This window comes from Streptomyces sp. NBC_01429, from assembly GCF_036231945.1.
Taxonomy (GTDB): domain Bacteria; phylum Actinomycetota; class Actinomycetes; order Streptomycetales; family Streptomycetaceae; genus Streptomyces.
Window position 1 is genome coordinate 3,415,180 of the sequence record NZ_CP109599.1, and the last position, 26,842, is coordinate 3,442,021.

Sequence of the window (26,842 nt, forward strand, 5' to 3'; positions counted from 1 at the left end):
CCGCACCCGGATCGGGCACCGCCCGCCCCCGGATGCCGCTCGCCGTCTACATGCTCGGGCTGTCCGTCTTCGCGCTCGGTACGAGCGAGTTCATGCTCTCCGGGCTGCTGCCGCCGCTCGCTGAAGACATGAACGTGTCGATCCCGACGGCCGGGCTGCTCATCTCCGCGTTCGCGATAGGCATGGTGGTCGGCGCCCCGCTGCTCGCCGTGGCCACCCTGCGCCTGCCGCGCCGTACGACCCTCATCGCCCTGATCTCGGTCTTCGGCCTCGGCCAGGTCGCGGGGGCGCTCGCGCCGACGTACGAGGTGCTGTTCGTGTCCCGGGTGGTCAGCGCGTTCGCGTGCGCCGGCTTCTGGGCGGTGGGCGCGGCCGTCGCGATCGCGATGGCTCCCCTGAACGCGCGCGCCCGCGCCATGGCGGTGATGATCGGCGGTCTGTCCATCGCGAACGTGCTCGGCGTCCCGGTGGGCGCCTTCCTCGGCGAACACCTGGGCTGGCGCTCGGCGTTCTGGGCGGTCGGCGCCGCTTCGGCGGTCGCGCTGATCGGGTGCGCGACGCTGATCCCGGCCATCCCCGTACCGGCCGAGAAGCCGCGGCTCAAGCGCGAGCTGGCCATCTACCGCGACCGTCAGGTCTGGATCGCCATCGCCGTCACCGCGCTCGCGGCGGGCGGCGTCTTCTGCGCGTTCTCGTATCTCGCCCCGCTGCTCACGGACGTGGCGGGCCTGGACAGCGGCTGGGTCCCGACCGTACTGGCGCTGTTCGGAGTCGGCGCGCTGGTCGGTACGGCGCTGGGCGGACGGTACGCGGACGCGCATCTTTTCGGCGTCCTGATCAGCGGCGTCACGGCGTCGACGGTGCTGCTCGTCCTGCTGGCGCTGACCGCCTCGAACCCCGTCGCGGTCATCGTCCTGACCTTCCTCCTCGGCGTCTCGGCCTTCTACACCGCTCCGGCTCTCAACGCCCGTATGTTCAACATCGCCGCCGCTGCCCCCACTCTCGCGGGCGCCACCGCGACGGCCGCGTTCAACCTCGGCAACACCGGCGGGCCCTGGCTCGGCGGTACGGTCATCGACGCGGACTTCGGCTACGCGGCCACGGCCTGGGCGGGCGCCGCCATGACGGTCGTCGCGATCGGGCTGACGCTGCTGGCACTGCGGTTCCACCGCGCGGGCACGAGCCGCGTGGTGGCGGGCTCTGCCGGGGCAGTCCGGGCGTTGCGGCCGGAGAAGGCCGAGTGCGCGGAGCAGCCGGGATAAAAGCGAGCAAAAGCAGGTAAAGCAGCCGGATAACGGCGGGCGCAGGGGACAACGACGGCCGCAGGGGACAACGGCGGGCGCGCGATCGAGGCCGCCCGCCCGCCGACACGCCACCGGGCCGTTTCCGGGCCCGGTGGCGCGTCTACGAGGCCGCCGCCGTGGCCTCGTAGAACACGTACGTCGCCGAGTACGGGACGCTGACCTGCTCCGTCGCGTCGCTCGCGCACGACCCGGCGGGGGCGACCCCGCCCTTCGTGTCGAGGCGCTGGATGTAGGACACCTCGGCGAAGACGCCGGTGCCCCGGTGGGCGTTGGCCTTCAGCAGCAGCTGCGGAATCGTTTCCGCCTTCGGGGCGTTGGCCACCGCGGCGGCGTTGACGGCGCTGCCGTCGACCGTCGACACCCAGACGGGACCCCGCGAGTGCAGGGCGATGGCACGCCGCCGGCTGTCGCTCTTCTTCCAGAGCGTGGCGGCGGGCTCCAGGAGGGTCCACGCGCCGTCCGTGCACGTATAGGTCTGGACGCCCTGCGCGTCGAGCACGGCGACCCGCTCGTTGCCGGCCGGAACCGCCAGCTCCGCCGGTATGACGAGATCGGTGGCCGCGGGCGTCTTCACCGGCCGGGGCTGCGCGGCGGCCGGTCCCACGCTCGCTCCGGCGAGCAGGGTCACACCGGCGGCGACGAGGCATCCGGTAACAGCGGTGAGGCGTCTGACATCTTTGGCGCTTTTCATCGAAGAAGTCTCCAACTGGCTTGCTGCAAGGCGGACTTCACCAGCTGTCCGCGACGGTGATCCTATTGGCTCACGGCGTCGCGCGGGACTGTTGTTCGAGTTTTGCCGCGCGCGGCGGAGGGCCACGGGACGGGTTACGGGACGCGGCGGATCACGGAGCGTCCCGGCCCGCACCGGGGGCGAGGGAGCCCACCGGCGCGACGATCACGGCCTTCTTCGCACACACCCAGTAAGGGTCGGACCCCAGCTCGGGCTCCACCTCCAGCGCGTGCGGGTCGGCGTCGTGGCCGTCGGCACAGACCGGGCAGAGCGGCCAGCGTCCGTACCGTTCCAGCAGCGCGTCCTGGACGTCCTGGGCGACCAGGCCCGTCACGTACGCGACCCCCTCGGGCCACTGCTCGACCCACCAGCGGCGGTGCGACACCGCGTCCTCCACCAGCGACACCACATCGGCGCGCGCGACGTCGGCCGCCGCGAGATCGGCCAGGACCAGGGCGCGGGCGGCGTGCAGCGCCGGTTCCAGCGAGGGTGTTCCGGGGGTGTGCTTCTCAGGGTTCGCGTCGTCCATTCAGCCATTGTCAGGGAGATCCAAGGGTTGACCGACGCCGATACTCGAAAATATCTTTCAGGTGTGACCCAAGTCGTGAAGGAAAGTTTCAGCGGAGCCGCCCCACCCGCGCCCGCCGCCCTGGCCGCCAAGGTGCGGACCCTCGCGCCGACCATGACCCGATCCATGCAGCTCGTCGCCGAAGCGGTCGCCGGGGATCCGGCGGGCTGCGCCGCGCTCACCGTCACCGGGCTCGCCGAGCTGACGGGCACGAGCGAGGCGACCGTCGTCCGCACGGCCCGTCTCCTGGGCTACCCGGGCTACCGCGATCTGCGCCTCGCCCTCGCCGGGCTGGCGGCGCAGCAGCAGTCGGGCCGCGCGCCCGCCGTCACCGCGGACATCGCGGTGGACGATCCGATAGCCGATGTCGTCGCCAAGCTCGCCTACGACGAGCAGCAGACGCTCGCCGACACCGCCGCCGGACTCGACACCGTGCAGCTCGGCGCGGTGGTCACCGCCGCCGTGGCGGCCCGGCGGATCGACATCTACGGTGTCGGCGCCTCGTCCCTCGTGGGCATGGACCTCGCCCAGAAGCTGCTGCGCATCGGTCTGATCGCACACGCCCACAGCGACCCGCACCTCGCCGTCACCAACGCCGTGCAGCTGCGCACGGGCGATGTCGCCATCGCGATAACGCATTCGGGCTCCACCGGCGACGTCATCGAGCCGCTCCGCGTCGCGTTCGACCGGGGCGCGACGACGGTGGCGATCACCGGCCGCCCCGACGGCCCCGTGTCGCAGTACGCCGACCATGTGCTGACCACGTCCACCGCCCGCGAGAGCGAGCTGCGCCCGGCGGCCATGTCGAGCCGGACGAGCCAGCTCCTCGTCGTCGACTGCCTGTTCATAGGCGTCGCCCAGCGCACGTACGGGACGGCGGCCCCGGCCCTGTCCGCTTCGTACGAGGCGCTCGCGCACCGCCACAGCCCGCGCGGCGGCGCGCGCTGACCCGATAGGGCATCCCCGGTGCCGGCCCCCGGCATCCGGGGCACCCGCACCGGTGGCCGCGCCGACACCGGCAAGGCGCCGACACCGGCAGCCACGTCCCACCAGCACCGGCACCCGCACCCGCCGCACCCCCAGAAGAAAGAGCCGCTTCTCCATGACCACCCCGGCCTCATCAGCCTCATCAGCCTCATCGGCCTCGTCAGCCACCCCGTCCTCCTCGCCTTCCCCGTCCACCTCATACGGCGCACTCCGCGCGCAGCTCGACTCCCTCACCACCGAGGCGTTCCGCCCCGAGCTGGCCGAGATCGATCAGTTGCCCACGCTGGAGATCGCCCGGATCATGAACGGCGAGGACGCGACCGTCCCCGCGGCCGTCGCCGCCCAGCTCCCCCGAATCGCCGCCGCCATCGACGCCATCGCCGAGCGCGCGGCCCACGGCGGCCGGCTGATCTACGCGGGCGCCGGTACGGCCGGGCGGCTCGGTGTGCTGGACGCCAGCGAGTGCCCGCCGACCTTCAACACCGACCCCGAAGAGGTCCTCGGCCTCATCGCGGGCGGCCCCGGCGCCCTGGTGACGTCCGTCGAGGGCGCCGAGGACTCCAAGGAGCTGGCCGCCGCCGATCTGACGGCGGTGAAGCTCACCGCGGCCGACACCGTCGTCGGCATCTCCGCCTCCGGGCGCACCCCGTACGCGATAGGAGCCGTCGAGCACGCCCGCAGCCTCGGCGCGCTCACCGTCGGCCTCTCCTGCAACGCGGGCAGCGCGCTGGCGGCGGCGGCCGAGCACGGCATCGAGGTGGTCGTCGGCCCCGAGCTGCTCACCGGCTCCACCCGCCTCAAAGCGGGGACAGCGCAGAAGCTCGTCCTCAACATGCTCTCGACGATCACCATGATCCGGCGCGGCAAGACGTACGGAAACCTGATGGTCGACGTGCGCGCCTCCAACGAGAAGCTGCGCGCCCGCTCGCGCCGGATCGTCTCCCTCGCCACCGGCGCCTCGGACGAAGAGATCGAGAAGGCGCTGCACGACACCGACGGCGAGGTGAAGAACGCCGTCCTCGCCATCCTCGGCTCGGTGGACGGCCCCACCGCCGCCGCGCTCCTCGCCGCGAACGACGGCCATTTGCGCGCGGCGCTGCGGGCCGCCCCCACACCACCCCGTACTCCCTGATCATCCCTTCGCACAGCAAGGCACGAAGCACCATGGCAACCACAGGATCAGCAGCAGACCAGACACCAGACAGGACACCGGACAAGACGCCCGACAAGAACCGCGCCACGGCCGAAGCGATTCTCCCGCTCGTCGGGGGCGCGGGGAACGTCGCGTCCGTCGCCCACTGCATGACCCGGCTGCGGCTCGGTCTGCACGACCGTTCTCTCGTGCGGGACGAGGCGCTCAGGGCACTGCCCGCGGTGCTGGGGGTGGTCGAGGACGAGACGTACCAGATCGTGCTGGGCCCGGGGACGGTGGCGCGGGTGACGCCGGAGTTCGAGCGGCTGGTGGCGGAGGCCGACCAGGCGCCCGCCGCGGCCCCCGCCCCCTCCCTCTCCTCCGCCTCCGCCTCCGCCTCCGCCACGGCGGACGAGCTGGCGGCGCGGGGTGAGGAGATCCGGGCGGCCCGGAAGGCGCGCAACGCCACGCCCTTCAAGCTCTTCCTGCGCCGGATCGCCAACATCTTCGTCCCGCTGATCCCCGCGCTGATCGGCTGCGGCATCATCGCGGGGCTCAACGGTCTGCTGACAAACCTGCACTGGCTGCCCGCCATCGTCCCGGCCCTGGCGGCCATGGCGTCCGGCTTCATGTCGCTGATCGCGGTATTCGTCGGCTACAACACGGCGAAGGAGTTCGGCGGTACGCCCATCCTGGGCGGGGCGGTCGCCGCGATCATCGTCTTCCCGGGCGTCGCCAACATCGACGCGTTCGGCCAGAAGCTCTCCCCGGGCCAGGGCGGCGTGCTGGGCGCGCTGGGCGCGGCGGTGCTGGCGGTGTACGTCGAGAAGTGGTGCAGGAGGTGGGTACCGGAGGCGCTCGACGTCCTGGTCACCCCGACCCTGACAGTCCTGATTTCGGGCCTGGTCACGCTCTTCGGCCTGATGTACGTGGCCGGTGAGATCTCGACCGCCACCGGCACCTTCGCCAACTGGCTTCTCTCGCACGGCGGTTCCGGTGCCGGGTTCGTCCTGGGCGGCCTGTTCCTGCCGCTGGTGATGCTGGGGCTGCACCAGGCGCTCATCCCCATCCACACCACCCTCATCGAGCAGCAGGGCTATACCGTCCTGCTGCCCATCCTCGCCATGGCGGGCGCGGGCCAGGTCGGCGCGGCGGCGGCGGTGTACCTGCGGCTCCCGCACAACACCTCGATCCGCCGCACCATCAGGTCCGCCCTCCCGGCCGGTTTCCTCGGCGTGGGTGAGCCCCTCATCTACGGCGTCTCCCTCCCCCTGGGCCGCCCCTTCATCACCGCCTGCGTGGGCGGCGCCTTCGGCGGCGGCTTCGTGGGCCTGTTCAACCAGCTCGGCGCGGCGGTCGGTTCGACGGCGATCGGCCCCTCCGGCTGGGCCCTCTTCCCACTGCTCGCGGGCAACAGGGGCCTGGGCGAGATGATCGCCGTGTACGCGGGCGGGCTGCTGGTGGGCTATGCGGTGGGCTTCGTCGCCACGTACTACTTCGGCTTCACGAAGACGATGCTGCGCGAGCTGAACGCAGATACCGAAGCGACCGGGACGACCGCTGGTGCAGCACCCACAGGCGCCCCCGGCACTCCGACCGCCACCCCGGACACCCAGCCGCCCCCGGAGGCGGCGACGCAGCCGGCCCGCCTCTGAGCGAGGACCTCCCGCCACGGCGGCGGGTGGCGCCTCAGCCCGCCGCCGTACGGAGGAACCGCACCAGGTCGTCCACGCCGTACCCGATCAGCGACGCCCGCTCGGCCGCCATGAGCAGCAACTGCGCCACGACGGTGGCCCCGTGCCCGTCGCGCCCGTCGGCCTTCCACTCCCAGAGCCCCTCGACCCCCAGGTCCGTCATCAGCACCCCGGACGCGGCTCTGACCTCGGCGCAGACGGGTGCGACGGCGTCGAGCAGGTTCTGGCCCTGACGCTCACAGCGGAGGCAGAAGAAGTCCCCGTACCGCCCCGCCGAACACCCGGGCGGAGGGGCGGCCTTGACGGGGGCATAGCGGGGGTCGTCGAGATCCGGGAGCCCTTCGGCCAGGCAGTGCAGAAGATTGAATTCGTAACGGTTAACCCCCTCTACCGCCTCGTCTACTGTCTCGTCGCATTCTTTTGTGTCCTGCGTTGCCATAAACGCACTCCAGCACTCTGTGTATTGATTCGCACCACACAGAGTGGCCGAATGTGGCTAGCCTGAATAGACAGTTCGCCCCAACACCGACAGGTGATGAACAGGGAGACCGTCATGCCCGGAGCCAAACCACTCGACCCGTCCTCCTCCCCACGCGCCATGCTCGGCGCGGAGCTACGACATCAGCGCGTGCAAGCACAACTCACGCAGGGCGAGTTGGGGAGGCCGCTCTTCGTGAGCGGGTCCTTCATCGGCCAGCTGGAGTCGGGGACGCGCAGGATGCAGCCGGAGTACGCGACGTACTTCGACGAGCGTTCAAGACGAACGGGTTCTTCGCGCGCAACTGCGAGGCGCTGAAGAAGTCGAAGTACCCGGACCACTTCGCGGAGGCGGCGGAGGCCGAGGCGATCGCTACGGTGATCAGGCAGTACGCGCCGCTGCTGATCCCGGGGTTGTTGCAGACGGAGGGGTACGCGCGGGCGGTGTTCCGTGCGTACAACCCGACGGCGGTGGAGGACGCCATAGAGGAGCGGATCGCGGCGAGGCTGGAACGAGCCGACCTCCTCAAACATCCAACAAAGCCGATGGTTTGGACGGTGCTTGACGAGGCAGTGCTGCGGCGTCCGGTGGGCGGACCTGCGGTGATGGCGGAGGCGCTGCGTCATGTGGCGCGGCTGGTGCGTAAACGGCGAATCATCGTGCAAGTGATTCCGTTCGGCGAGGGGGCACACGCGGCGCTGAATGGCGCGCTCAAACTCATGGCGTTCGAGGACGCGCCAGCACTCGCATATCTCGAAGCGCTCAGCGCGGGACATTTGATGGACGATCCAGCGTCCGTGACCCGACACGAACTGACCTACGATCTGCTCAGGGCCACCGCACTCTCACCGGAAGCATCCTTGGCCCTGCTGGAGTCAGTGGCGGAGGATTACGCGCATGAAGAGCAGAAGCCATGAGTACGACCTGAGCACGGCGACGTGGCACAAGTCCACATACAGCGGCGGGGACGGCGGCGACTGCCTCGAAGTGGCCACCGGCCTCACCGGCATCGTCCCCGTACGCGACTCCAAGACTCCGACCGCCCCCGCCCTGGTTTTCCAAGCCGGGACGTGGGCGACCTTCATCGACAACGAGGTCAAGCCCCAGCCCCAGCCGTAGGCGCAGCGCAGCAGCCAGCACTCGCAACCATCAGGTGGGCGCGGGGCCCAACCATCCCGCGTCCACCGGCACAGCGCCTACTGGACGGACTCCAGGTGCTCCAGAAAGGCGGCTTCGACCTCGGCCGCCTCGTTGGACGGGGACGGTCATGTGCCAGGCGGTCGCGTGGTCAACGGGCGGGTGAAAGATGAATGCCGCCCTGATGTCATCGTGCTCGGACATGTCCACCTCCGATCTCACGGGTAGCGCGAATCCGGAGAATCACACCACGGTCCACCAGTACGAACTGTCCTACGATCTACTGGGGGCCAAGCCGTAGGAGGATCATGAACCGGGATTACCGCGTGCGGTCCGGCCGCGTCTTCGGGCTGGTGGTGGTCATCGCGTTCGTGACGATGGCCCCTCTGCTGCCGTTGTGGTCCGCCACCGGCAGCACAGAAGCGACCAAGTGGCTGGTCACCGTGGTGCTGCTTGCCCTCTTCCTCATCCTCTCCGTCCGCGCCGGCCGCTCCGTTACGGTCATCGACGCCGACGGCATCCACATCCGCACCCTCAGCCGCACGCGCCACCTGTCCTGGTCGGACGTCCAGGACTTCCGCTCCGCCCCCAGCAACCGCGCCCCGGGCCAGAGCGACGCCCCCAACACCGTCACCTACGCCCATACCCACGACGGCCGTCGGGTCCTGCTCCCGTACGTGGACGACCGGCACGTGGACGTCGATCAAGAGATCCGGCTCCTGCGCACCGCCCTCCGCCAAACCGGCTGATCCGGGGTGCGCACGGGCTGCGCCCCGCACCCGCGCACGGCGATAAGCCACACGGGGGTGCGGGGTGCGTCCTGGGTCCCGGAAGTCAGGATGCCTCCGGCACCACCACCTCCTTGTTCTTGGCCAGCGCCTTGGTGCGGGCGGTGACCGTGGCGCGGAGGGTTTTGACGGCCTTGTCGACGCCGTCGGCGTCGGCGCCGTTCGCCTTCGCGCCCGCAGCCAGCGCGGTCAGCGTCTTGGACGCGGTGCCGGAGCTGAAGAACTTCTCGTACAGCTCGCGGTAGGCGGTCTTGTAGACCGAGTCGAAGGCGTCGAGCTTCAGGAAGCGTTCCTTGAGGATGTGACCACCCCTGGGGCCACCGCCGCCGGGAGCGCCGCCAGGGAAGCCGCCCTCGGGGAAACCGCCCTCCGGGAAGCCGTCGGCCGGTGGGCCGTCCGTGTTGTCGTCTCCGGCCGCGTCCCCGGCGGGCATGGCTGCCCGGCCCATGCCGCCCATGCCCGTCTCGTCGTCCGGGCCCGTGTCCGTGGAGCCGCTGAAGGTGAGGTTGAAGTCCCAGCCGAGGATGGAGAACTTCTTGGTGCCCAGGTCGTACCAGAGCACGTAGTTGTTGCCGGGACCCGCCATGTCGTCGAAGTTCATCAGCAGGTTCTGTGTGGCCACGTACTCCGCGAAGGACTTCACATCGACGTGGTCGGCCAGCTCTGCCGCGAACTCCTTGTCCGACGCCTCGTTCGCCCACTTCATGAGCTTCATCACCGGGGCGAGGTCCTGGCTGCCCTTCTTGTTGAGCTGCTTGAAGGACGTCTTGTAGTCGGTCGGATCGTCTCCCTTGTAGGCGAAGCTGCCGTTGGCCCGCGCCTTGTACATCACACCGTCGGTGTCGTACGAGGCGTCGGCGTAGTCCATGCTCGGGTTCTCGACCAGCAGCCGCGCGACCGCAGGACCGTTGTTGACCTGCACGGAGGAGAAGGCGAATCCCTCCGCCGTCTGGTCGGACGCGTCCATCAGCGAGAGCGACAGCGCCTCGTTGAACGGCACTTCGGCGTCCGCTCCGGGACGGACGGAGATCTCGCGGTGGCCCTGGTAGGCGCGGCCCTCGACGTACTCGTCGATGCTGATGAGCCAGGGCAGCTCCTCGGGCTTGGACGCGGACAGCTCGTAGTTCGCCATCCCGCCACCGGCGCCGCCACCGGCCCCAGCGGCAGCGCCCTGCCCCTGGGGCCGGCCTTGGGTCTGGTCCGGACGCTGCGCTTGCCCGTTGCCCTGTCCCTGTCCCTGTCCCTGCCCCTGCCCCTGCCCCTGGCCTTGGCCTTGGCCTCCGCCGCCTTGCGCGCCGCCCGGTCCGGCGCCGCCTCCCCGTCGGTTGCCGCGCAGGCCCTGGAGCGTCGAGTTGCCCTTGAGGCGGATGCCGACGTCCTGGAGGTAGACCCCGTCGATCGTCAGGTCGGCGCGGATGTAGTCCTTCGTCCCGTCGTCCTTGAAGTCCTTCATCATCTTGGTGAACTCGGGCTCGTCGTAAGTGAGTTGAATACGGTGCGACTTCGTCGCGTCGTACAGGTCGACCGACCCCGCCACGTTCTCCGTGATCTCGTCGCTGTCCGCCGCCGACGCGCTGGTCACCCAGGGCGTGACCCGCGCGTCGCCGAAGAAGACCAGCAGTACGGTCAGCCCCAGACCCAGCGCCACGACGGGCTTCCAGTGGTGCCGCAGACGTACCGGAATGCGGTGCTTGAGACTGCGCCCGGGACGACGCCCGGCACCGGACCCAGCCCCGGACGCGGCCACGGCCCCGTCCCCGCTCGGCGCGCTCATCACAGGTCGGTCTGGTCGTATCCGGTCAGCACGGTGACGCGCTGCCCGGACGTGCGTTCCTGGAGCGCCGCGACCAGCTCGCCCGGCTCGGTGCCCTTCTTCATCCGCACGGTGTAGAAGACCTCGGTCAGCGCGCCGCCCCGGATCGTCTCCGTACTGACCAGCTCGAATTCGGTGGTGTAGCGGATGAGAACGTCGCGGATGCCCTCGCTGTAGTCCTCCCCGGCCGGCACCTGGACCTTGACCACCTGGCGCTGGACATCGAGGTGGAACCAGTTGAACTTGTACATCACGTAGATGATCAGGCAGATCGCCACACCCGCGACGCTGGCCAGCGTGTAGAAGCGCGCGCCCGCCGCCATGCCGATGCCCATCACCAGGAAGATGAAGCCGACATCCCTGGTTTCCTTGATCGCGTTACGGAAGCGGACCACGGACAGGGCGCCCACCAGCGAGAAGGCGCGGGCCAGGTTGGATCCGACGACCAGCATGATCAGGGCGACGATCATGCCGACGATGACCAGGGTCTGTACGTACGACTGGCTGTACGAGACGTTCCGGTGCGTGGCCCGGTAGACGTACCCGATCATCGTGCTGAGGATGAACGAGAGGGACATCGCGATCACGATGTCGGTGACGCTGAACGTCCCGCTCAGGTCCTGAAGGTCGAAATTCACGGTTGCTCATGCCTCCACGGGCAGAACGGCCGGCGACGGGCTGTGGGGCGTCGACGGCGTGGGTGGGGGGAAAGACGCGGAAAGCGGTGCGGGAGAGGCGCCGGGGCGAGGGTGGTCCTCCTCGCGTACGTGGAAGACGGACCGGGGCGCCATACCGAACGCCTCGACGGACTGCACGTACTTGGAGACCCGCACGAGGTTCAGATCGCGGCGGGCGGCCAGGTCGGTGATCCAGTACGGGGTGCGTTCGTTGACCTTGACCTCCATCACCGTGAGGTGCGGCGGCAGGGTGTAACGGTTCTCCGCGCCCTCCACGGTGAAGTCGAAGTCGCGGTCCCGGCCGCGCACCCGCCGGTCGAAGGTGACCCGCAGCCCGGTGTCCTGGTCGCGGCCGACCAGCGCCTCGCGCTGATAGCCGGTGATGACCATGGGGCGCAGATCGAGCCGTACGGCCAGTTCGAGCACCTCCTCGACGAAGGCGCGTTCCTTCGCCGCGTGGTCGATCAGCTGCCGCCCGTCGCACAGTTGGCGCGCGGTGCCGTACGGGAGGGTGATGCGGCGCTTCTGCGTGACGCGGTTGACGCGCTGCTTGATCTCCACGCAGACGGGCGACTCGTCGGTGACCCCGGCGAGGTCTCCGTAGTGCCGGATGCGGAGCTTGCGGCGGAACTTCAGCCCCTCGATCTTCTCCCAGTAGAAACGGAGTTGAGGGGTGTCGTAGTACAGGCTCCACACGCCGTAACCGCCGACGGGGCTGTGCGGATCGCTGTCCATGCGCTCGGCCAGCTCGTCACGGATGGCGGCGGCCCGGTCCACCGGCACGAGGTACTTCAACTCGTACCGGTTGAAGGAGTGCAGGCGGCTGGCGACGTGCAGCGCTTCCTGTGCGGCTGCTTCCTGTGCCGCCGCCTCCTGTGCGGGCGCCTCCTGTGCGGCCGCTACGTCCGGTGATGATTCGTGCGGTGGTGTTTCGTGCGGGTCGGCCCGCGCGGCGTCGCCGTCGCGGGGCGCGGGGGTCTTCCGCAGGCGGAACATGGCTCCCCTTACTCAAGGTCGTTGGTGCGTCCCTGAGTAAGGAATCGGTCAAGCCTGTGCGTGAGTTATGAGTTGAATATGAACGGGATGAATTTCTGAGCTGAACTTCAGGTGAACGAATCCGCTGTCCCGGTCTGTCTTCTCTCGTCCCCTCCGTTCCCTCCCCTCCGCCACTTATCCTGGTCGCTGCTCTGTTCGACCGATGGACCGACCGATGGATCAGGAACAGCCTTATGTCGCAAGGACAACAGCGGAAGACCACGGTGGTCGCCATGGTCGCGGTCGCCGCCGTCCTGATGACCGCCGCTGTCACCGGGTGGCTGGTCCTCGGCCGTGACGGCGGCAAGGACGGCGTGGACGGCGCCAAGAAGGACGAGGCCAACGTGTCGCCCTCCGGCCCGCCGTCGCCTTCGTCCTCCTCGTCCTCCTCCTCCGGAGCGGAGGGAGCACCGCAGCCGGTGATCGCGGGCTGGAAAACCGTGGTCAACCCGAAGACCGGCATCGTCTTCGACGTGCCCGGCGAGTGGGACCGCAAGGAGACGAGCTGGGTGAGTTACGTCGCCGAGAACAGCGACGACGCCGAGGAGGAAAAGATCCTCGTCGGCTTCTCCGCACCCGGGGCGCTCAAGGAGAAGTGGTGCCGGTCCGACGAGGACAAGGACGGCACCGCCGAGGACACCGCGCTCGCCGAGGCCGGCTCCAGGACCGAGAACAGCTCCAAGAGCGTGGCGGACGCGGCCCGGAAGAACGCCGAACTGTGGGTGTACGGCGCGTATGCCCAGCCCGACAGGACGAAGATCTCCAACGGGCCGGTCGAGTCGTACACCACCGCGTCCGGCGTCACGGGCAGCCTGGCGACGTCCGAGTCCTCGGGCGTCGAGCAGCCCGGCAAGTGCGACACGGACGGCAAGGCCACCGCGTTCGCCTTCGAGAACTCCAAGGGCGACTACGTCTCCTGGACCTTCCGGGGCGCGAAGGGCGTCGCGGACGAGGTCCCGGACGCGACGGTCCGCAAGATCCTCAGCACGGTCCGCCTGACGGACGGCACCACCGGAGCCTGAGCGCCCGGAACCTGAGAACCGGTACGGAGTGACGGGCGCGGTCAGGCGGCGGCGGTTGCCGCCGCTGCCGCTGCCGCCGCGCCCGCGTCCACGGCCGAACGCTCCTCGGCCGGCCGGCGGCGCAGCGCGGTCCGCTGGATGGCGGGCGGGGCGTAGGCCATGTCGAGGGTCCCGATGTCGGTGCCGGGCGGCACGATGGCGTCGATGCGGTCCAGGATCTCGTCGCTCAGCGTGATCTCGGCACCGGCGAGAAGGTTGTCGAGGTGCTCCATGGTGCGCGGTCCGATGATCGCGGAGGTCACGCCGGGGTGGGTGATGGCGAAGGCCATCGCCAGGTGCGTCAGCGGCATTCCGGCCTCTTCGACGAGGGGGATGAGCTGCTCGACGACGTCGAGCCTGCGCTCGTCGGTCAGGTGCTTGAAGCCGTAGCGGGCGCGGTGGGTTTCGGCCTGCTCGCCCTTGCGGTAACGGCCGGTGAGCAGGCCGCCCGCGAGGGGGCTCCACACCAGGGTGCCCATGCCGTAGCGCTCGCAGACGGGCAGCACCTCGCGCTCGATGCCACGGGTGAGGATCGAGTACGGCGGCTGCTCGGTACGGAAGCGTTGCAGGCCGCGCCGCTCGGCGACCCACTGTGCCTCGACGATGTCGGACGCGGGGAAGGACGAGGCGCCGATGGCCCGGATCTTGCCCGCGCGCATCAGGTCGGTGAGGGCCGAGAGGGTCTCCTCGACGTCGGTGTCCGGTGCGGGCCGGTGCAGTTGGAACAGGTCGACGTGATCGGTGCCCAGCCGGCGCAGCGAGTCGTCCAGGGCGCGTACCAGCCAACGCCGCGAGTTGCCCTGCTGGTTGGGGTCGTCCCCCATCGGGAGGTGGGCCTTGGTGGCGAGTACGACGTTGTCCCGGCGGCCCTTGAGGGCCTTGCCGACGATCTCCTCGGACTCGCCGCGCGAATAGGCGTCGGCGGTGTCGATGAAGTTGACGCCCGCGTCGAGCGCCTTGTGGATGATGCGGACGGAGTCGTCGTGGTCGGGGTTGCCGACGGCGCCGAACATCATCGCGCCCAGGCAGTAGGGGCTGACCTTGATGCCGGTTCGGCCCAGCGTGCGGTACTTCATGGTGCTCCTCATGGGGTGGGATGTCCGCCGCGACGCCGTTGCGGCGGACACGCAAGCGGAACCTTGTTCCGTTACCAACATACGGAACGACGTTCCGGTTAGCAAGGGATCGGCCCGCATAAGGAGGTCGGCCCTTCGGCGGTCGCTCATTGGTTTGTCCGCGTCGCTCGCGTTCGTCACCGTCCTGCCGACCGTTCATCAGATCGCGCTAACTCGCGATGGTCGGCTGGTTGGGCCGGATGGGCGTGGATACGGTCGGTGCGCCGTCCGAGGGGGCGGCACCCGTCGTGTGCCGTACGCGCCCCGGTCCCGTCCAGGCTCGCCCTTGGCCGTTCCTGCTGGCTCCGGCCGTTCCGGCTCGCTCCGGCCTTCCGGCCTGTCCTGGCCGTCCCGCGCGCCGGTACGGATACGCACGCTCGGGCAGTTCCCTGTTCTCCTGGGAGTGGACATGAGTTTTGCGGGTCGCAAGACCATCGCGGTGATGGCCGCGGCGCTGGCGTCGCTGGGCGCGGGGAGCGGTGCCGCCGCGTCCGCGGCCGCCCCGGCCACGCCGACGGCCGCGCCGTGCAGCGGGGCGGAATGCCCGAGCCTGAAGCCGACCAGGCTCACGGCCAGCCAGGCCAGCCTGAACGTCACCCAGATGCAGCTGGAGAACATCCACGCGATGGCGGCCGACGCGGTGACCGGGGAGCCCATCCGCGGCGCCCGGATCGTGTTCGCCACCATCGGCGGCCGGACCCTGGGGGCGGCCTACACCGACTACGACGGCGTGGCCGCGATCACCGCCCCGGAGAACCTGGGCGTCGGAACCGTCCAGGAGCTGCTGGGCGGCTACGAAGCCGCGATGGTCGGCGACGGCGTCCACGCTCCGGCCGGGGCGCACGGAGCGATCACCATCGGCATCGACCAGGGCCCCGGTGTCCCGGGAGCGCCGTGCAGCGTCTGTAGCGACCGCGGGCTCAAGCGGGACGTGGTCCCGGTCGACTGGAGCCGGTAGGGATGCGGTTCTTCCACCGGCGGTCCCGGGCGGCCGCCGGCGCCGCCCCGGCCACCCCGGCCGCCCCGGTCGTACCGGCCGCACCTGTCGCACCCGTCGCCTCGGCGGGTGCGGTCAACGGACACAGGGTCCTGGAGACCGTGGTCGCGCTGCCCGTCAGCACCTGGCGCTACCTCTGGGAGCCCGAGGACGTACGCCACCTCGGGCCGATGGCCCAGGACTGGCACGCCGCCTTCGGCTTCAACCAGGACGACACCACCATCCCCGTCGTCGACGGCCTCGGCGTCTCCCTGGTGTGCATCCAGGCCCTGCACCGCCGCGTGGAGGAACTCACGGCCGAAGTGGAACGCCTCCGCGAGGCAGCGGACGCGGGCGCGGGCGCGAGCACGACCGAACCCGCGTGACGACGCCGGACACGCTGGACACCACGACAAGGCAGGACACCATGACGGGACCGACGGGACTGACGAACGCGACGGAGGCAACGGAAGCAACGGAAGCAACCGGACCGTCCGAGGCGACGGGTCAGCCGTCGCCGGTGTGCACGGACGCGATCTGGCGGCTTCCGGTGACGGTCTGCCGTATCACCCAGTTCCTGGGCGACCGGACGGCCGGCGCCTTGCTGGAGCGCGCCATCGCCTCCACCGGCGACACGTTGCGGCCCTCCATGATCCGGGACCACGAGGTGGTCCCCGACTTCCGCCGGTCCCGGTCTCACCAGGACTTCGCCGCGCCCGAGTTGATCTCGGCCATCGACGAGGTGGTGGAGGCGGTCGAGCACACCCTGGGCGTCTCCTGCCAGTACACCGAACCCGACTACACCCTCAACGTCCACAACGACGGCGACTTCTACCGGGCGCACCAGGACTCCACCGCCGAGTTCTCCCCCCGGCGTCTGCTCACGTTCGTGTACTACCTGCACCGCACGCCCCGGCCCTTCGACGGGGGCGAGCTGCGGATGTTCGACGCGGCCCTTCCGCTGCACACCGGGACCACCGGAAAGTGGCAGGAGCGCACCTGGCGGGACTGGGAGCCCGAGCACGACAGCATCGTCTTCTTCCGCCCCACCGCCTGGCACGAGGTACGGCCGGTCAGTTGCCCCAGCAAGCGGCACGAGGCGGGCCACCGAGCGGTAGTGGTTGCCGAGCAGGTTCCGCGCGGTGACGACGAGCCACCCCAGCCGGCCCGGCAAGGCCGTACAACGGAAAAGCCGAGGGCGGCACCCCTTCCACAGACTGCTGGAAGGAATGCCGCCCTCGGTCAGGACGCTTGATCCACTGGGGCCGGAGCCCCGGTCGGATCAGAAGTCCATGTCACCGCCCGGCATGCCGCCGCCCGCGGGGGCGGCGCCGGCCTTCTCGGGCTTGTCGGCGATGACGGCCTCGGTCGTCAGGAACAGCGCGGCGATGGACGCGGCGTTCTGCAGAGCGGAGCGCGTGACCTTCGCCGGGTCGATGATGCCCTCGGCGATCATGTCGACGTACTCGCCGGTCGCGGCGTTCAGGCCGTGGCCGACCGTCAGGTTGCGGACCTTCTCGACGACGACGCCGCCCTCAAGACCACCGTTGACGGCGATCTGCTTGAGGGGAGCCTCCAGCGCGAGCTTCACGGCGTTGGCGCCGGTCGCCTCGTCGCCCGTCAGCTCAAGCTTCTCGAAGACCGAGGAAGCCTGGAGCAGAGCCACGCCACCACCGGCGACGATGCCCTCCTCGACGGCGGCCTTGGCGTTGCGCACCGCGTCCTCGATGCGGTGCTTGCGCTCCTTCAGCTCGACCTCGGTCGCGGCGCCGGCCTTGATGACGGCCACGCCGCCGGCCAGCTTCGCGAGGCGCTCCTGGAGCTTCTCGCGGTCGTAGTCCGAGTCGCTGTTCTCGATCTCGGCGCGGATCTGGTTGACCCGGCCGGCGACCTGGTCGCTGTCACCGGCACCGTCGACGATGGTGGTCTCGTCCTTGGTGATGACGACCTTGCGGGCACGGCCCAGCAGGTCGAGACCGGCGTTCTCCAGCTTGAGGCCGACCTCCTCGGAGATGACCGTACCGCCGGTGAGGATGGCGATGTCGTTGAGCATGGCCTTGCGGCGGTCACCGAAGCCCGGGGCCTTGACGGCGACGGACTTGAAGGTGCCGCGGATCTTGTTGACGACCAGGGTCGACAGCGCCTCGCCCTCGACGTCCTCCGCGATGATCAGCAGGGGCTTGCCCGACTGCATGACCTTCTCCAGCAGCGGAAGGAGGTCCTTCACGTTGCCGATCTTGGAGTTGACGATCAGGAGGTACGGGTCGTCGAGCGACGCCTCCATACGCTCCATGTCCGTGGCGAAGTACGCCGAGATGTAGCCCTTGTCGAAGCGCATGCCCTCCGTCAGTTCGAGCTCCAGACCGAAGGTCTGCGACTCCTCGACGGTGATGACGCCTTCCTTGCCGACCTTGTCCATGGCCTCGGCGATCAGCTCGCCGATCTGGGTGTCGGCGGCGGAGATGGAGGCCGTCGAAGCGATCTGCTCCTTGGTCTCCACGTCCTTGGCCTGCTCCAGCAGGGCACCGGAGACGGCCTCGACGGCCTTCTCGATACCGCGCTTGAGGGCCATCGGGTTGGCGCCGGCGGCCACGTTGCGCAGGCCCTCGCGGACGAGCGCCTGGGCGAGGACGGTCGCGGTGGTCGTTCCGTCACCGGCGACGTCGTCCGTCTTCTTGGCGACTTCCTTGACCAGCTCGGCGCCGATCTTCTCGTACGGGTCCTCGAGCTCGATCTCCTTGGCGATGGACACACCATCGTTGGTGATCGTGGGGGCGCCCCACTTCTTCTCGAGGACGACGTTGCGACCCTTGGGACCAAGGGTGACCTTGACGGCGTCGGCGAGCTGGTTCATCCCGCGCTCGAGACCGCGCCGTGCCTCCTCGTCGAACGCGATGATCTTGGCCATGTGAAGTGGTCCTCCCGGACTGGGGTGGATTTCTCCGGACCGCGCTGGCGCCCGCGACGGACGGCCTGAGAGTCGTGTGGTTCCTTGCCCCACCGGCTCTGCGGGCCTCACCGACCCGGTCCTAAGTTGTCACTCTCACTTGCAGAGTGCTAACGCCAATAATTAGCACTCGACCCCCGAGAGTGCAAGCGCCCACAGAGCATCGATGAAGGGTGGCGGCCGGGTGACGGGAGGGCGCGAGCGCCTCCGGAGCGGTCACGCACGGGTCACGCACGTGGGGCCCGCATCCATGTTCTGGATGCGGGCCCCACGTGCGTGAGTGACGTGCGGTGCGTGGTGAGTACGTCGTGAGTGCGTCGGTGGCCGATCGCGCCGGGATCAGACGGCGAGCTTGACCATGTCCGCCTGCGGACCCTTCTGGCCCTGCGAGATCTCGAACTCCACTCGCTGACCTTCTTCAAGGGTGCGGTAGCCGTCCATCTGAATCGCGCTGTAGTGGACGAAAACATCCGCACCACCGTCTACCGCGATGAAGCCGTAGCCCTTCTCCGCGTTGAACCACTTGACGGTGCCCTGAGCCATGCCTAACTCCCCTATTACTGGCCCTTGCACGGGGCCACACTTCGCGCCGGAACGCGTCGACCGCGGCTGAATGTATCTGCCCAACTGCCCTCTGCAACAGGGCAATCGGCGGGGAAATCTGGGCATGGCCGAACTCGCATAGCGTTGAATTCGCTGCGATCCAGGGCAAGTCGGGCCGGGCAAAGCGCACCTATCACGCAAAGGCCACCTGGAGTTCGGCCCCATGTTGTCGCGTTCTCGCGTGCGCCGATTCCGATCGGCGGGGGGCCCTTCCCTCACTCTATCCTGCTCAACCATGCAGAATGGCCCCCTCCGCTTCTCGTGCGGAGAGGGCCATGCCGGTTACGGGGAGTACGCGTCGCGCACGGCGTGCGTACGGAGGGTCAGCCTCCCGCGACGGCCGGGATGATCGAGATGCCGGCGCCCGCGGGGGTCGCGGTCTCCAGGCCCTGCTCGAAACGGACGTCGTCGTCGTTCACGTACACGTTCACGAAGCGGCGCAGCTTGCCCTGGTCGTCCAGGACGCGGGCGGCGATGCCCGGGTGGCTGCTCTCCAGGGACTGGATGACCTCGGAGAGGGTGGCGCCCTCCGCCGGGACCTCGGCCTGTCCGCCGGTGTAGGTACGGAGGATGGTGGGGATGCGGACCTTGACGCTCATGACGGATGCCCAGCCTTTCTGCGGAAGTTTCGGAGTCGTGGGTCCCTGCGGGTCGCAGGTCCCGGGGCGTCGCGTCAGCCGACCGCGAGGCCCGCGTCGCGGAACGCGTCGAGGCTCGGGCGGATGGTCGCGGTGGGTCCGGTCGTCGGCGCCACGGCGTCGAGGGTCTTCAGCCCGTCGCCGGTGTTCAGGACGACGGTGGTGAGGGTCGGGTCGAGGAGCCCTGCCTCGATGAGCTTCTTCGTGACGCCCACGGTGACCCCGCCCGCCGTCTCGGCGAAGATCCCCTCGGTACGCGCCAGCAGCTTGATCGCGTCGACGATCTGCTCGTCGTTGACGTCCTCGACGGCGCCGCCGGTGCGGCGGGCGATGTCCAGGACGTACGGTCCGTCGGCCGGGTTGCCGATCGCCAGGGACTTGGCGATGGTGTCGGGCTTCTGCGGCCGTACGACGTCGTGGCCCGCCTTGAAGGCGGTGGAGACCGGCGAGCAGCCCTCGGCCTGGGCGCCGAAGATCTTGTACGGCCTGTCCTCGACCAGGCCCAGCTTGATCAGCTCCTGAAGACCCTTGTCGATCTTCGTGAGCTGAGATCCCGAGGCGATCGGGATGACGAGCTGGTCGGGCAGGCGCCAGCCGAGCTGCTCGCAGATCTCGTACGCGAGGGTCTTGGAGCCCTCGCCGTAGTACGGACGGAGGTTGACGTTGACGAAGCCCCAGCCCTCGCCGAGCGGGTCGCCGATCAGCTCGGAGCAGAAGCGGTTCACATCGTCGTAGTTGCCCTCGATGCCGACCAGGTCGCCGCCGTACACCGCGGCCATGACGACCTTGCCCTGCTCCAGGTCGTGCGGGATGAACACGCAGGAGCGGAAGCCGGCGCGGGCGGCGGCGGCGCCGACGGCGCCGGCGAGGTTGCCGGTGGAGGAGCAGGAGAGCGTGGTGAAGCCGAAGACGCGGGCGGCCTCGACGGCGATGGCGACGACGCGGTCCTTGAAGGAGTGCGTCGGGTTGCCGGAGTCGTCCTTGACGTGCAGCGAGCCGGTGATGCCCAGCTCACGGGCGAGGTTGTCGGCCTTGACGAGCTTGGTGAAGCCGGGGTTGATGTTCGGCTTCGAGGCCACGTCGGCGGGGACGGGCAGCAGCGGCGCGTAACGCCAGATGTTGTCGGGTCCCTCGGCGATGCGCTTCTTCAGCTCGTCGGGGCCGCCGCTCGGCAGGTCGTAGGCGACTTCGAGCGGCCCGAAACAGCTCGCACAGGCGAAAATGGGGCCGAGGTCGAAGCGCTCTCCGCATTCGCGGCACGAGAGTGCGGCGGCGGGTCCGAGGTCGACGGTGGTGCTGGTGCTCCGGACGGTCTGCACAGCCATGATGGCGAGGCCCTTTCTCCTCATCTTCCTCGCGACGTACTTCGCCACAAGACGGAATTGGCACCTTCCCCACCGTGACCTCGCGGTCGGCGGGAGGGTTGCCGGGACTTCAACGGGCCGTTCCCTCAGTCCCTCTGGATGAGCGCTATGGCGCCGGACCCGGGGCCCGGTGCGTTTGTGACACCTGTTTCATCTGTTTCGGATGTATCAGGTGTTTCACCTATTGACCCCGGCATGCGGTGGTCAGCGGTGTTGTTCAAGACTGTAACCGAAGGAGTGGACGGTTGAGATAGTCGTCCGCACCGCGAGATGGATCACGTTTTATGGATCAGCGCAGGGAGTACCGAACGTGCTGGAAGAGGTGGAACGCTGGCTGACCAGGCGTTCCTGGTCCGCCGCCGACCGTACGCTCGACCAGTTGCTGGCGGCGAAAGCCGCCCGGGGCGCCACCGTGAGTGTGGTGCTTCCGGCACTGGACGAGGAGGAGACGGTCGGGGAGATCGTCTCCGTGATCCGCCGCGAGCTGATGGTGGAGAACCGGCTGGTCGACGAGCTGGTGGTGATCGACTCCGGCTCCACCGACCGTACGTCCGAGGTGGCAGCCGCGGCCGGGGCGCGGGTGGTGCACCGGGACGCGATACTGCCGCGGCTGCCCGCCCTGCCCGGCAAGGGCGAGGTCCTGTGGCGGTCGCTGCTGGTGACGCGCGGAGACATCGTGTGCTTCGTGGACGCGGATCTGCGGGATTTCTCGGCGGATTTCGTCTCCGGGATCGTCGGCCCGCTGCTGACCGAGCCCGATGTGCAGTTCGTGAAGGCGATGTACGACCGCCCGCTGGCGCTGCCCGCCGGGCAGGACGGGCAACTCGGCGGGCAGACCGGCGGCCAGACCGGCGCCCAGACCGGGGGCCAGGTCAGTCAGGGCGGCCGGGTGACGGAGCTGGTGGCGCGCCCGCTGCTCAACCTGCACTGGCCCCTGCTGGCCGGCTTCGTACAGCCGCTGGGCGGGGAGTACGCGGCGCGGCGCTCGCTGCTGGAGCGGCTGCCGTTCCCGGTGGGGTACGGGGTGGAGCTGGGGCTCCTGGTGGACGCGCTGCACACGGTGGGGCTCGACGCGCTGGCCCAGGTCGACGTCGGGGTACGGCGCCACCGCCACCAGGACGACCGGGCGCTGGGGCGGATGGCCGCCGCGATCTACCGTACGGCGCAGCTGCGGCTCTCCCGGGGCCATCTGGTGCGGCCGAGGCTGACGCAGTTCGAGCGGGGCTCGGACGGGTTCACGCCGCGCACGCACGCGGTGGACACGGAGGAGCGGCCGCCGGTGCGGGAGATCGCGGAGTACCCGGCCGGACGCGCGGCGTAACGGTAGATTTTCATATCTAATGTCTAGATTTTCGCTCCATGAGCAGCGACCTCCTGACCCCGAACCTCTTCGCCCCGAACCTCTTGGACCCTCGCTTCATGGACCCGCGCTTCATGGACATGAAGCAGTGGGCGGTGAGCGCCCTGGCCCAGACCGGGACCTCCGCCGAGCGGCTGTGGCTGCTGGGCGGAGTGGCGCTCGCGCTGACCGGAGCCGGGGTGGTGGCAGTGGCCGCCACGCGCGGCCGGCGCGACTGACCGACGAGCCGGCGAGGCAGCCGGGGGCGAGGGCCGGTGGCGTCAGTGCGCCACCGTCCGTACGTTTGAGCGTTTCCCGTACGGGCTAGGTTTCGGCACATGGTCTCCGAGCACCCCGCCCCGCCCGCCCGCGTCCTCGTCGCGTCCAACCGCGGCCCCGTCTCGTACACCCTGCGCGACGACGGCGCCCTGGTGGCCAAGAGGGGCGGCGGCGGGCTGGTGTCGGGGCTCTCGGCCATCGGCCCGGACACGGACGCGGTGTGGGTGTGCGCGGCGCTCGGCGAGGGCGACCGCGAGGCCGTGCGGCGGCTGGACGGCAGGCTCGACCCGGCGGACACCGGCGGGCAGCGCGTCCGCATGCTCGGCATCCCGCCCGAGGTGTACGCGGACGCGTACAACGGCGTGGCGAACTCGACGCTCTGGTTCGTCCACCACCTGCTCTACCAGACCCCGCTGGAGCCGTCCTTCGGCCCGGAGTTCCGCGCCCAGTGGGCTTCGTACGAGGCGTACAACCGCGCCTTCGCCGAGGCCCTGGCCGACGAGGCCGCCGACGGCGCGGCCGTCCTCGTGCAGGACTACCACCTGGCGCTGGTCCCCGGAATGCTGCGCGCGCTGCGCCCCGACCTGTCGATCGGGCACTTCTCGCACACCCCGTGGGCGCCGGTCGACTACTTCCGGCTGCTCCCCGACGACATCGCGCGCCAGCTCCTGCGCGGCATCCTGGGCGCCGACCGCGCCGCCTTCCTGACCCGGCGCTGGGCCGACGCCTTCACCGCGTGCTGCGCGGAGCTGCTGGGCGGTACGGGCAAGACGCGCGTCGGCGTGCACGGGCTGGGCGCCGACGCCGACTTCCTGCGCGAGCGCGCGCACCGGCCGGACGTGGACGAGCGCATCGTGACCCTGCGCGGGCAGATCGGCAGCGCCCCGGACGGTACGGACCGGAAGACCATCGTCCGGGTCGACCGTACGGAGCTGTCGAAGAACATCGTCCGCGGCCTGCTCGCCTACCGGCAGCTCCTGACGGACCACCCCGAATGGCGCGAGCGCGTCGTCCATGTCGCCTTCGCCTACCCCTCCCGGCAGGACCTGGCGGTCTACCGCGACTACACCGCCGAGGTGCGGCGGGTCGCCGACGGGATCAACGCCGAGTTCTCCACGGACGGCTGGACCCCGGTCGTGCTGCACGTCAAGGACGACTTCGCCCGCTCCCTGGCCGCCTACCGGCTGGCCGACGTGGCGCTGGTCAACCCGATCCGCGACGGGATGAACCTGGTCGCGAAGGAGATCCCCGTCGTCTCCGAGCGCGGCTGCGCGCTGGTCCTCTCCCGGGAGGCGGGCGCCTACGAGGAGCTGGGCGAGGACGCGCTGGTGATCAACCCGTACGACATCAGCGCCACTTCGGCCGCCCTCCACGAGGCGCTCTCCCTCCCGGACGGCGACCGCGCGGAACGCGGCAAGCGCCTGGCGGCCGCTGCGACCGCGCTGCCGCCGCAGCGCTGGTTCCTGGACCAGCTGGACGCGCTGCGCGACAGCTGACCGTACGCGCGCACCGGCAGGTGTCGGCCGTAGGTACGGCCGACACCTACGGCCCGCGTCAGGCGGTCGCCTCGGCGACGGCAGCCAGGAAGTCCGCGACCGCCGCCGGGCCCGGGAGCACGAGGTCGGCGCGTTCGGCCAGTTCGGGCACTTCGCGGCCGCTGCACACCAGCAGACCGGGGTGGCCGTCGGAGCGCAGTTTCTCCACGGCCGCGTAGGCCGGGAGGTCGCCCAGGTCGTCGCCCGCGTAGAGGACGGTCTCGGCGCCGACCTCGCGTACGTACTCCAGCAGGGCGACGCCCTTGTCCATGCCGGGCGGGCGCAGTTCCAGGACCATGCGGCCGGGTTCGACGATGAGGCCGTGGCGCGCGGCCAGTTCGTTCAGGGGGTCGCGCAGGGCCTCGAAGGCGGCCGTGGGGTCGGTGGCGCGGCGGGTGTGGACGGCGACGGCCTGGCCCTTCTCCTCGATCCAGGTGCCGTGCCAGGCACCGAACCGGTCCAGGAAGCCGGGGAGTTCGGCGCGGACCGCAGCGACGCCCTCGTGCGGGGCGGGGGCGTGGACCGTGCCGGAGACCGCGTCCCAGCGCTCGGCGCCGTAGTGGCCGAGGACCACGAGATGGTCCAGGCCCGGCACTCCGGCGAAGCCGCCGTACCGCACCGCGACCCCGGCCGGGCGGCCGGTGACGACGGCGACCGAGGCGACGCGCGGCGCGAGGGCGGCCAGGGCGGGGACGGCGCGCGGATGGGCGCGGGCCTGTTCGGGGTCGGGGACGATATCGGCGAGGGTGCCGTCGAAGTCGAGGGCGACGACGGCTTTCCCTGGCCGGGCGAGAAGCGCGGCCAGGCCGTCGGCGCCGGCGGGGGTCGTCGGATCCGGCAGGAGGGGGTGCGGATGGCTGCCCATGACCCGAGCCTATCCGCGCCCATCAGCACTTTCAGCGTTTTCGGCCGGTCCGGTGGCAGAGCGGCGGGAGAGGTGGAGAGGTGGAGGCCAGGGGATGCTCGTCCCGTCTACCGGCGCTCGCGCCTCGCGTCGCGCACCCGGCGCAGCCTGTTCACCGTCACCGGGTCGTGCTCGGCGGCGCGCGGGTCGTCCAGCAGCGCGCCGAGCAGTTGGTAGTAGCGGGTCGGGGACAGCCCGAGCCGCTCCCTGATCGCCCGCTCCTTGGCACCGGGACCGGGCCAGCCGCGCCGCTCGACGGCGAGAACGGCGCGGTCGCGGTCGGAGAGCCCGGAGAGCCGCGCGGCCTCCGCGGGCTCTGCGGCCTCCCCGGGCTCCCCGGGGCTCTCCGGCTCCGGCGTATCAGGGGTTTCGGCGACGGTCATATGACCTACACGCTACTCGGCCGCCTCGGCGGCGGACGCGTCGCGCGCGATCTGCCCGAGGACATTGGACGGGCTCGCGCCCTGCTCGACCGCCTTGCCGATGTTCTTCTTCAGGCTGTCGCTCACCGTGCCCCAGGAGTTCTTGCCGTACGGAAGCAGCTCCGACGTCGGCAGCGCCTCCAGGAATTTGCGCAGGTCGGCATGGGAGTCGTCCGCCACCATGGTTTCGTTCGCGCTGTAGGTGACGGGCAGCAGATCGTACTGGCCCGCGAAGTTCAGGACGTTCTTGTCCTCGTACGCGTAATCCAGGAAGCGGCCGACCTCGCGGCGGTGGTTGTTCTGCTTGAAGGCCATCATCCAGTCGGCGACGCCCATGGTCGACTTGGCCTTGCCGTCGATACCGGGCAGCGGCACCATGCCGACCTTGATGCCGCTCTTCTTGGCGTCCTGCATCAGCGTGGGGTGGCCGTTGAGCATGCCGACCTGGCCGCTGGTGAACGCCTTGAAGGCGGTGGCGCGGTCCAGTTCCGCGGGGGCGACCGGGCCGGTCAGCCCGGCGCCCACCAGGTCCTTCTGGAGCCACTGGAAGGTCTCGATGTTCTGCTGCGAGTCGATGTTGTACGAGCCGTCGGCCGTGTCCGTGTAGCCGCCCCCACCGCTCAGCAGCCACATCAGGGTCTCGCCCTGCGCCTCCTCCGAGCCGAGCGGCACCGCGATCGGCGTCGTCACGCCCTTCTCCTTGAGCGCCTCGGCGTCGGACTTGATGTCCGCCCAGGTCTTCGGGGCGCTGATACCGGCCTCGGTGAAGAGGTCCTGGTTGTAGAAGAGCAGCCGGGTGGAGGCGACGAACGGCAGTCCGTACTGGACGCGGTGCACCTTGCCGGCCTCGGAGAGCTGGGTGAGGAAGTTCGCCTGGGTGGGGACGGAGAGCAGTTCGTCGGCGGTGTAGAGCTTGTCCTGCCTGGCGTAGTGGGAGTACGAGCCGATCTGCGCGATGTCCGGCGCCTTGCCGCCCTCGACCATCTCGGCGACATCCGCGTCGATGGTCTTCCAGGGGCGGATATTGACATCGATCTTGATACCGGGGTTCTTGGTCTCGAACTCCGAGGCCAGCGCTTTCCAGTACTTCTCCGAACTGGTCTGCGCGTTGGTGCCGTAATCCGCCGCCACGAGTTTGAGGGTGACGTCTCCGGCCCCTCCCGTACCGCCGCAACCGGCCAGCGCCATGGTCATGCCCAGTGCGGCTATCGCCGCGGTCATTCCGGAGTAGCGCTGTCGCACAGCTGTGTTCCCGCCCTTTTGGTTCTCGCGTCTCGATACGCACGTACGTGGGGCACGCGCGTCGTGCTCAACCG

General features: G+C 69.9%; 27 protein-coding genes, 1 pseudogene and 1 riboswitch. Of the genes and pseudogenes, 14 read left to right on the plus strand and 14 right to left on the minus strand.

The features are described from left to right. Positions 1–32 precede the first annotated feature (32 nt). Positions 33–1,262 carry a Cmx/CmrA family chloramphenicol efflux MFS transporter gene (locus tag OG627_RS14530; RefSeq protein ID WP_329072659.1) on the plus strand — a complete coding sequence of 410 codons (1,230 nt, stop codon included), beginning with the start codon at positions 33–35 and terminating at the stop codon, positions 1,260–1,262. A 142-nt stretch (positions 1,263–1,404) separates the two neighbouring features. On the opposite strand, the gene OG627_RS14535 is transcribed toward OG627_RS14530, so the two are convergent. Together OG627_RS14535 and OG627_RS14540 are read right to left on the minus strand one after the other, a co-directional pair. After that, positions 1,405–1,995 (minus strand): DUF3455 domain-containing protein, encoded by a 591-nt coding sequence (locus tag OG627_RS14535; protein ID WP_329065147.1) that lies wholly within the window; start codon positions 1,993–1,995, stop codon positions 1,405–1,407. A gap of 151 nt (positions 1,996–2,146) precedes the next feature. Next, positions 2,147–2,563, minus strand: a complete 417-nt coding sequence (locus OG627_RS14540; RefSeq protein WP_329065149.1) for a hypothetical protein — start codon at positions 2,561–2,563, stop codon at positions 2,147–2,149. Positions 2,564–2,626: 63 nt separating this feature from the next. Between OG627_RS14540 and OG627_RS14545 the strand changes: the two genes are divergently transcribed. From OG627_RS14545 to OG627_RS14555, 3 genes are all read left to right on the plus strand, one after another. Continuing rightward, positions 2,627–3,550 carry a MurR/RpiR family transcriptional regulator gene (locus OG627_RS14545; protein ID WP_329065151.1) on the plus strand — a complete coding sequence of 308 codons (924 nt, stop codon included), beginning with the start codon at positions 2,627–2,629 and terminating at the stop codon, positions 3,548–3,550. A gap of 154 nt (positions 3,551–3,704) precedes the next feature. Further along, positions 3,705–4,721: an N-acetylmuramic acid 6-phosphate etherase gene (gene murQ, locus OG627_RS14550; RefSeq protein WP_329065153.1), complete on the plus strand. Its 1,017-nt coding sequence runs from the start codon at positions 3,705–3,707 to the stop codon at positions 4,719–4,721. 32 nt (positions 4,722–4,753) lie between these two features. Next, positions 4,754–6,376, plus strand: coding sequence for a PTS transporter subunit EIIC (locus OG627_RS14555; RefSeq protein ID WP_329065156.1), 1,623 nt, complete (start codon positions 4,754–4,756; stop codon positions 6,374–6,376). A 34-nt stretch (positions 6,377–6,410) separates the two neighbouring features. On the opposite strand, the gene OG627_RS14560 is transcribed toward OG627_RS14555, so the two are convergent. Further along, on the minus strand, positions 6,411–6,854 hold the full coding sequence (locus tag OG627_RS14560; RefSeq protein ID WP_329065158.1) for an amidase: 444 nt from the start codon (positions 6,852–6,854) through the stop codon (positions 6,411–6,413). Positions 6,855–6,968: 114 nt separating this feature from the next. On the opposite strand from OG627_RS14560, the pseudogene OG627_RS14565 reads away from it, so the two are divergent. From OG627_RS14565 to OG627_RS14575, 3 genes and pseudogenes are all read left to right on the plus strand, one after another. Next, a pseudogene (locus OG627_RS14565) lies at positions 6,969–7,810 on the plus strand (helix-turn-helix domain-containing protein). Further along, positions 7,791–8,012 carry a DUF397 domain-containing protein gene (locus OG627_RS14570; protein WP_329065160.1) on the plus strand — a complete coding sequence of 74 codons (222 nt, stop codon included), beginning with the start codon at positions 7,791–7,793 and terminating at the stop codon, positions 8,010–8,012. The pseudogene OG627_RS14565 and the gene OG627_RS14570 overlap by 20 nt, the downstream one beginning before the upstream one ends. Before the next feature lie 326 nt (positions 8,013–8,338). Further along, positions 8,339–8,779, plus strand: a complete 441-nt coding sequence (locus OG627_RS14575; protein WP_329065162.1) for a PH domain-containing protein — start codon at positions 8,339–8,341, stop codon at positions 8,777–8,779. An 85-nt stretch (positions 8,780–8,864) separates the two neighbouring features. On the opposite strand, the gene OG627_RS14580 is transcribed toward OG627_RS14575, so the two are convergent. From OG627_RS14580 to OG627_RS14590, 3 genes are read right to left on the minus strand one after another with little or no spacing between them, the layout of a single operon-like run. Continuing rightward, a complete protein-coding gene (locus tag OG627_RS14580; RefSeq protein ID WP_329065164.1) occupies positions 8,865–10,592 on the minus strand; it encodes a CotH kinase family protein in 1,728 nt (575 codons plus the stop codon). Continuing rightward, positions 10,592–11,269 carry a DUF4956 domain-containing protein gene (locus tag OG627_RS14585; RefSeq protein ID WP_329065166.1) on the minus strand — a complete coding sequence of 226 codons (678 nt, stop codon included), beginning with the start codon at positions 11,267–11,269 and terminating at the stop codon, positions 10,592–10,594. Before OG627_RS14585 ends, OG627_RS14580 begins: the two co-directional genes overlap by 1 nt. A gap of 6 nt (positions 11,270–11,275) precedes the next feature. Further along, a complete protein-coding gene (locus OG627_RS14590; protein WP_329065168.1) occupies positions 11,276–12,304 on the minus strand; it encodes a polyphosphate polymerase domain-containing protein in 1,029 nt (342 codons plus the stop codon). Positions 12,305–12,537: 233 nt separating this feature from the next. Here OG627_RS14590 and OG627_RS14595 point away from each other — a divergent pair, with 233 nt between their 5' ends. After that, on the plus strand, positions 12,538–13,365 hold the full coding sequence (locus tag OG627_RS14595; protein ID WP_329065170.1) for a hypothetical protein: 828 nt from the start codon (positions 12,538–12,540) through the stop codon (positions 13,363–13,365). Between the two features lie 41 nt (positions 13,366–13,406). Here the strand turns inward: OG627_RS14595 and OG627_RS14600 are convergent, their stop codons facing one another. Next, complete coding sequence (locus OG627_RS14600; protein ID WP_329065172.1) at positions 13,407–14,480, minus strand: aldo/keto reductase; 1,074 nt, start codon at positions 14,478–14,480, stop codon at positions 13,407–13,409. Positions 14,481–14,928: 448 nt separating this feature from the next. Here OG627_RS14600 and OG627_RS14605 point away from each other — a divergent pair, with 448 nt between their 5' ends. From OG627_RS14605 to OG627_RS14615, 3 genes are read left to right on the plus strand one after another with little or no spacing between them, the layout of a single operon-like run. After that, positions 14,929–15,477, plus strand: coding sequence for a hypothetical protein (locus OG627_RS14605; protein ID WP_329065174.1), 549 nt, complete (start codon positions 14,929–14,931; stop codon positions 15,475–15,477). Between the two features lie 2 nt (positions 15,478–15,479). Beyond that, positions 15,480–15,881: a tail fiber domain-containing protein gene (locus OG627_RS14610; protein ID WP_329065176.1), complete on the plus strand. Its 402-nt coding sequence runs from the start codon at positions 15,480–15,482 to the stop codon at positions 15,879–15,881. Further along, on the plus strand, positions 15,878–16,750 hold the full coding sequence (locus OG627_RS14615; protein ID WP_329065178.1) for a 2OG-Fe(II) oxygenase: 873 nt from the start codon (positions 15,878–15,880) through the stop codon (positions 16,748–16,750). The genes OG627_RS14610 and OG627_RS14615 overlap by 4 nt, the downstream gene beginning before the upstream one ends. A gap of 27 nt (positions 16,751–16,777) precedes the next feature. On the opposite strand, the gene groL is transcribed toward OG627_RS14615, so the two are convergent. From groL to thrC, 4 genes are all read right to left on the minus strand, one after another. Then, complete coding sequence (gene groL / locus OG627_RS14620) at positions 16,778–18,403, minus strand: chaperonin GroEL (RefSeq protein WP_114623076.1); 1,626 nt, start codon at positions 18,401–18,403, stop codon at positions 16,778–16,780. Positions 18,404–18,781: 378 nt separating this feature from the next. After that, positions 18,782–18,985, minus strand: coding sequence for a cold-shock protein (locus tag OG627_RS14625; protein ID WP_005315736.1), 204 nt, complete (start codon positions 18,983–18,985; stop codon positions 18,782–18,784). A 383-nt stretch (positions 18,986–19,368) separates the two neighbouring features. Continuing rightward, positions 19,369–19,644, minus strand: coding sequence for a ubiquitin-like small modifier protein 1 (locus tag OG627_RS14630; RefSeq protein ID WP_329065181.1), 276 nt, complete (start codon positions 19,642–19,644; stop codon positions 19,369–19,371). Positions 19,645–19,718: 74 nt separating this feature from the next. After that, on the minus strand, positions 19,719–21,008 hold the full coding sequence (thrC, locus tag OG627_RS14635) for a threonine synthase (protein ID WP_329065183.1): 1,290 nt from the start codon (positions 21,006–21,008) through the stop codon (positions 19,719–19,721). A gap of 17 nt (positions 21,009–21,025) precedes the next feature. Next, positions 21,026–21,153, minus strand: a riboswitch (SAM riboswitch). A gap of 204 nt (positions 21,154–21,357) precedes the next feature. Here thrC and OG627_RS14640 point away from each other — a divergent pair. The 3 genes from OG627_RS14640 to OG627_RS14650 all read left to right on the plus strand — a co-directional run bounded on the left by OG627_RS14640 (position 21,358) and on the right by OG627_RS14650 (position 24,161). Then, positions 21,358–22,368, plus strand: a complete 1,011-nt coding sequence (locus tag OG627_RS14640; RefSeq protein WP_329065185.1) for a glucosyl-3-phosphoglycerate synthase — start codon at positions 21,358–21,360, stop codon at positions 22,366–22,368. 38 nt (positions 22,369–22,406) lie between these two features. Next, positions 22,407–22,625, plus strand: a complete 219-nt coding sequence (locus tag OG627_RS14645; RefSeq protein ID WP_329065187.1) for a hypothetical protein — start codon at positions 22,407–22,409, stop codon at positions 22,623–22,625. A 99-nt stretch (positions 22,626–22,724) separates the two neighbouring features. Continuing rightward, complete coding sequence (locus tag OG627_RS14650; RefSeq protein WP_329065189.1) at positions 22,725–24,161, plus strand: alpha,alpha-trehalose-phosphate synthase (UDP-forming); 1,437 nt, start codon at positions 22,725–22,727, stop codon at positions 24,159–24,161. Positions 24,162–24,219: 58 nt separating this feature from the next. Here the strand turns inward: OG627_RS14650 and otsB are convergent, their stop codons facing one another. The 3 genes from otsB to OG627_RS14665 form a co-directional block, all read right to left on the minus strand. Further along, positions 24,220–25,065: a trehalose-phosphatase gene (gene otsB, locus OG627_RS14655; protein WP_329065191.1), complete on the minus strand. Its 846-nt coding sequence runs from the start codon at positions 25,063–25,065 to the stop codon at positions 24,220–24,222. Between the two features lie 107 nt (positions 25,066–25,172). Then, a complete protein-coding gene (locus OG627_RS14660; protein ID WP_329065193.1) occupies positions 25,173–25,487 on the minus strand; it encodes a DUF3263 domain-containing protein in 315 nt (104 codons plus the stop codon). Positions 25,488–25,499: 12 nt separating this feature from the next. Continuing rightward, on the minus strand, positions 25,500–26,747 hold the full coding sequence (locus tag OG627_RS14665) for an extracellular solute-binding protein (protein ID WP_329072661.1): 1,248 nt from the start codon (positions 26,745–26,747) through the stop codon (positions 25,500–25,502). Positions 26,748–26,842 lie beyond the last annotated feature (95 nt).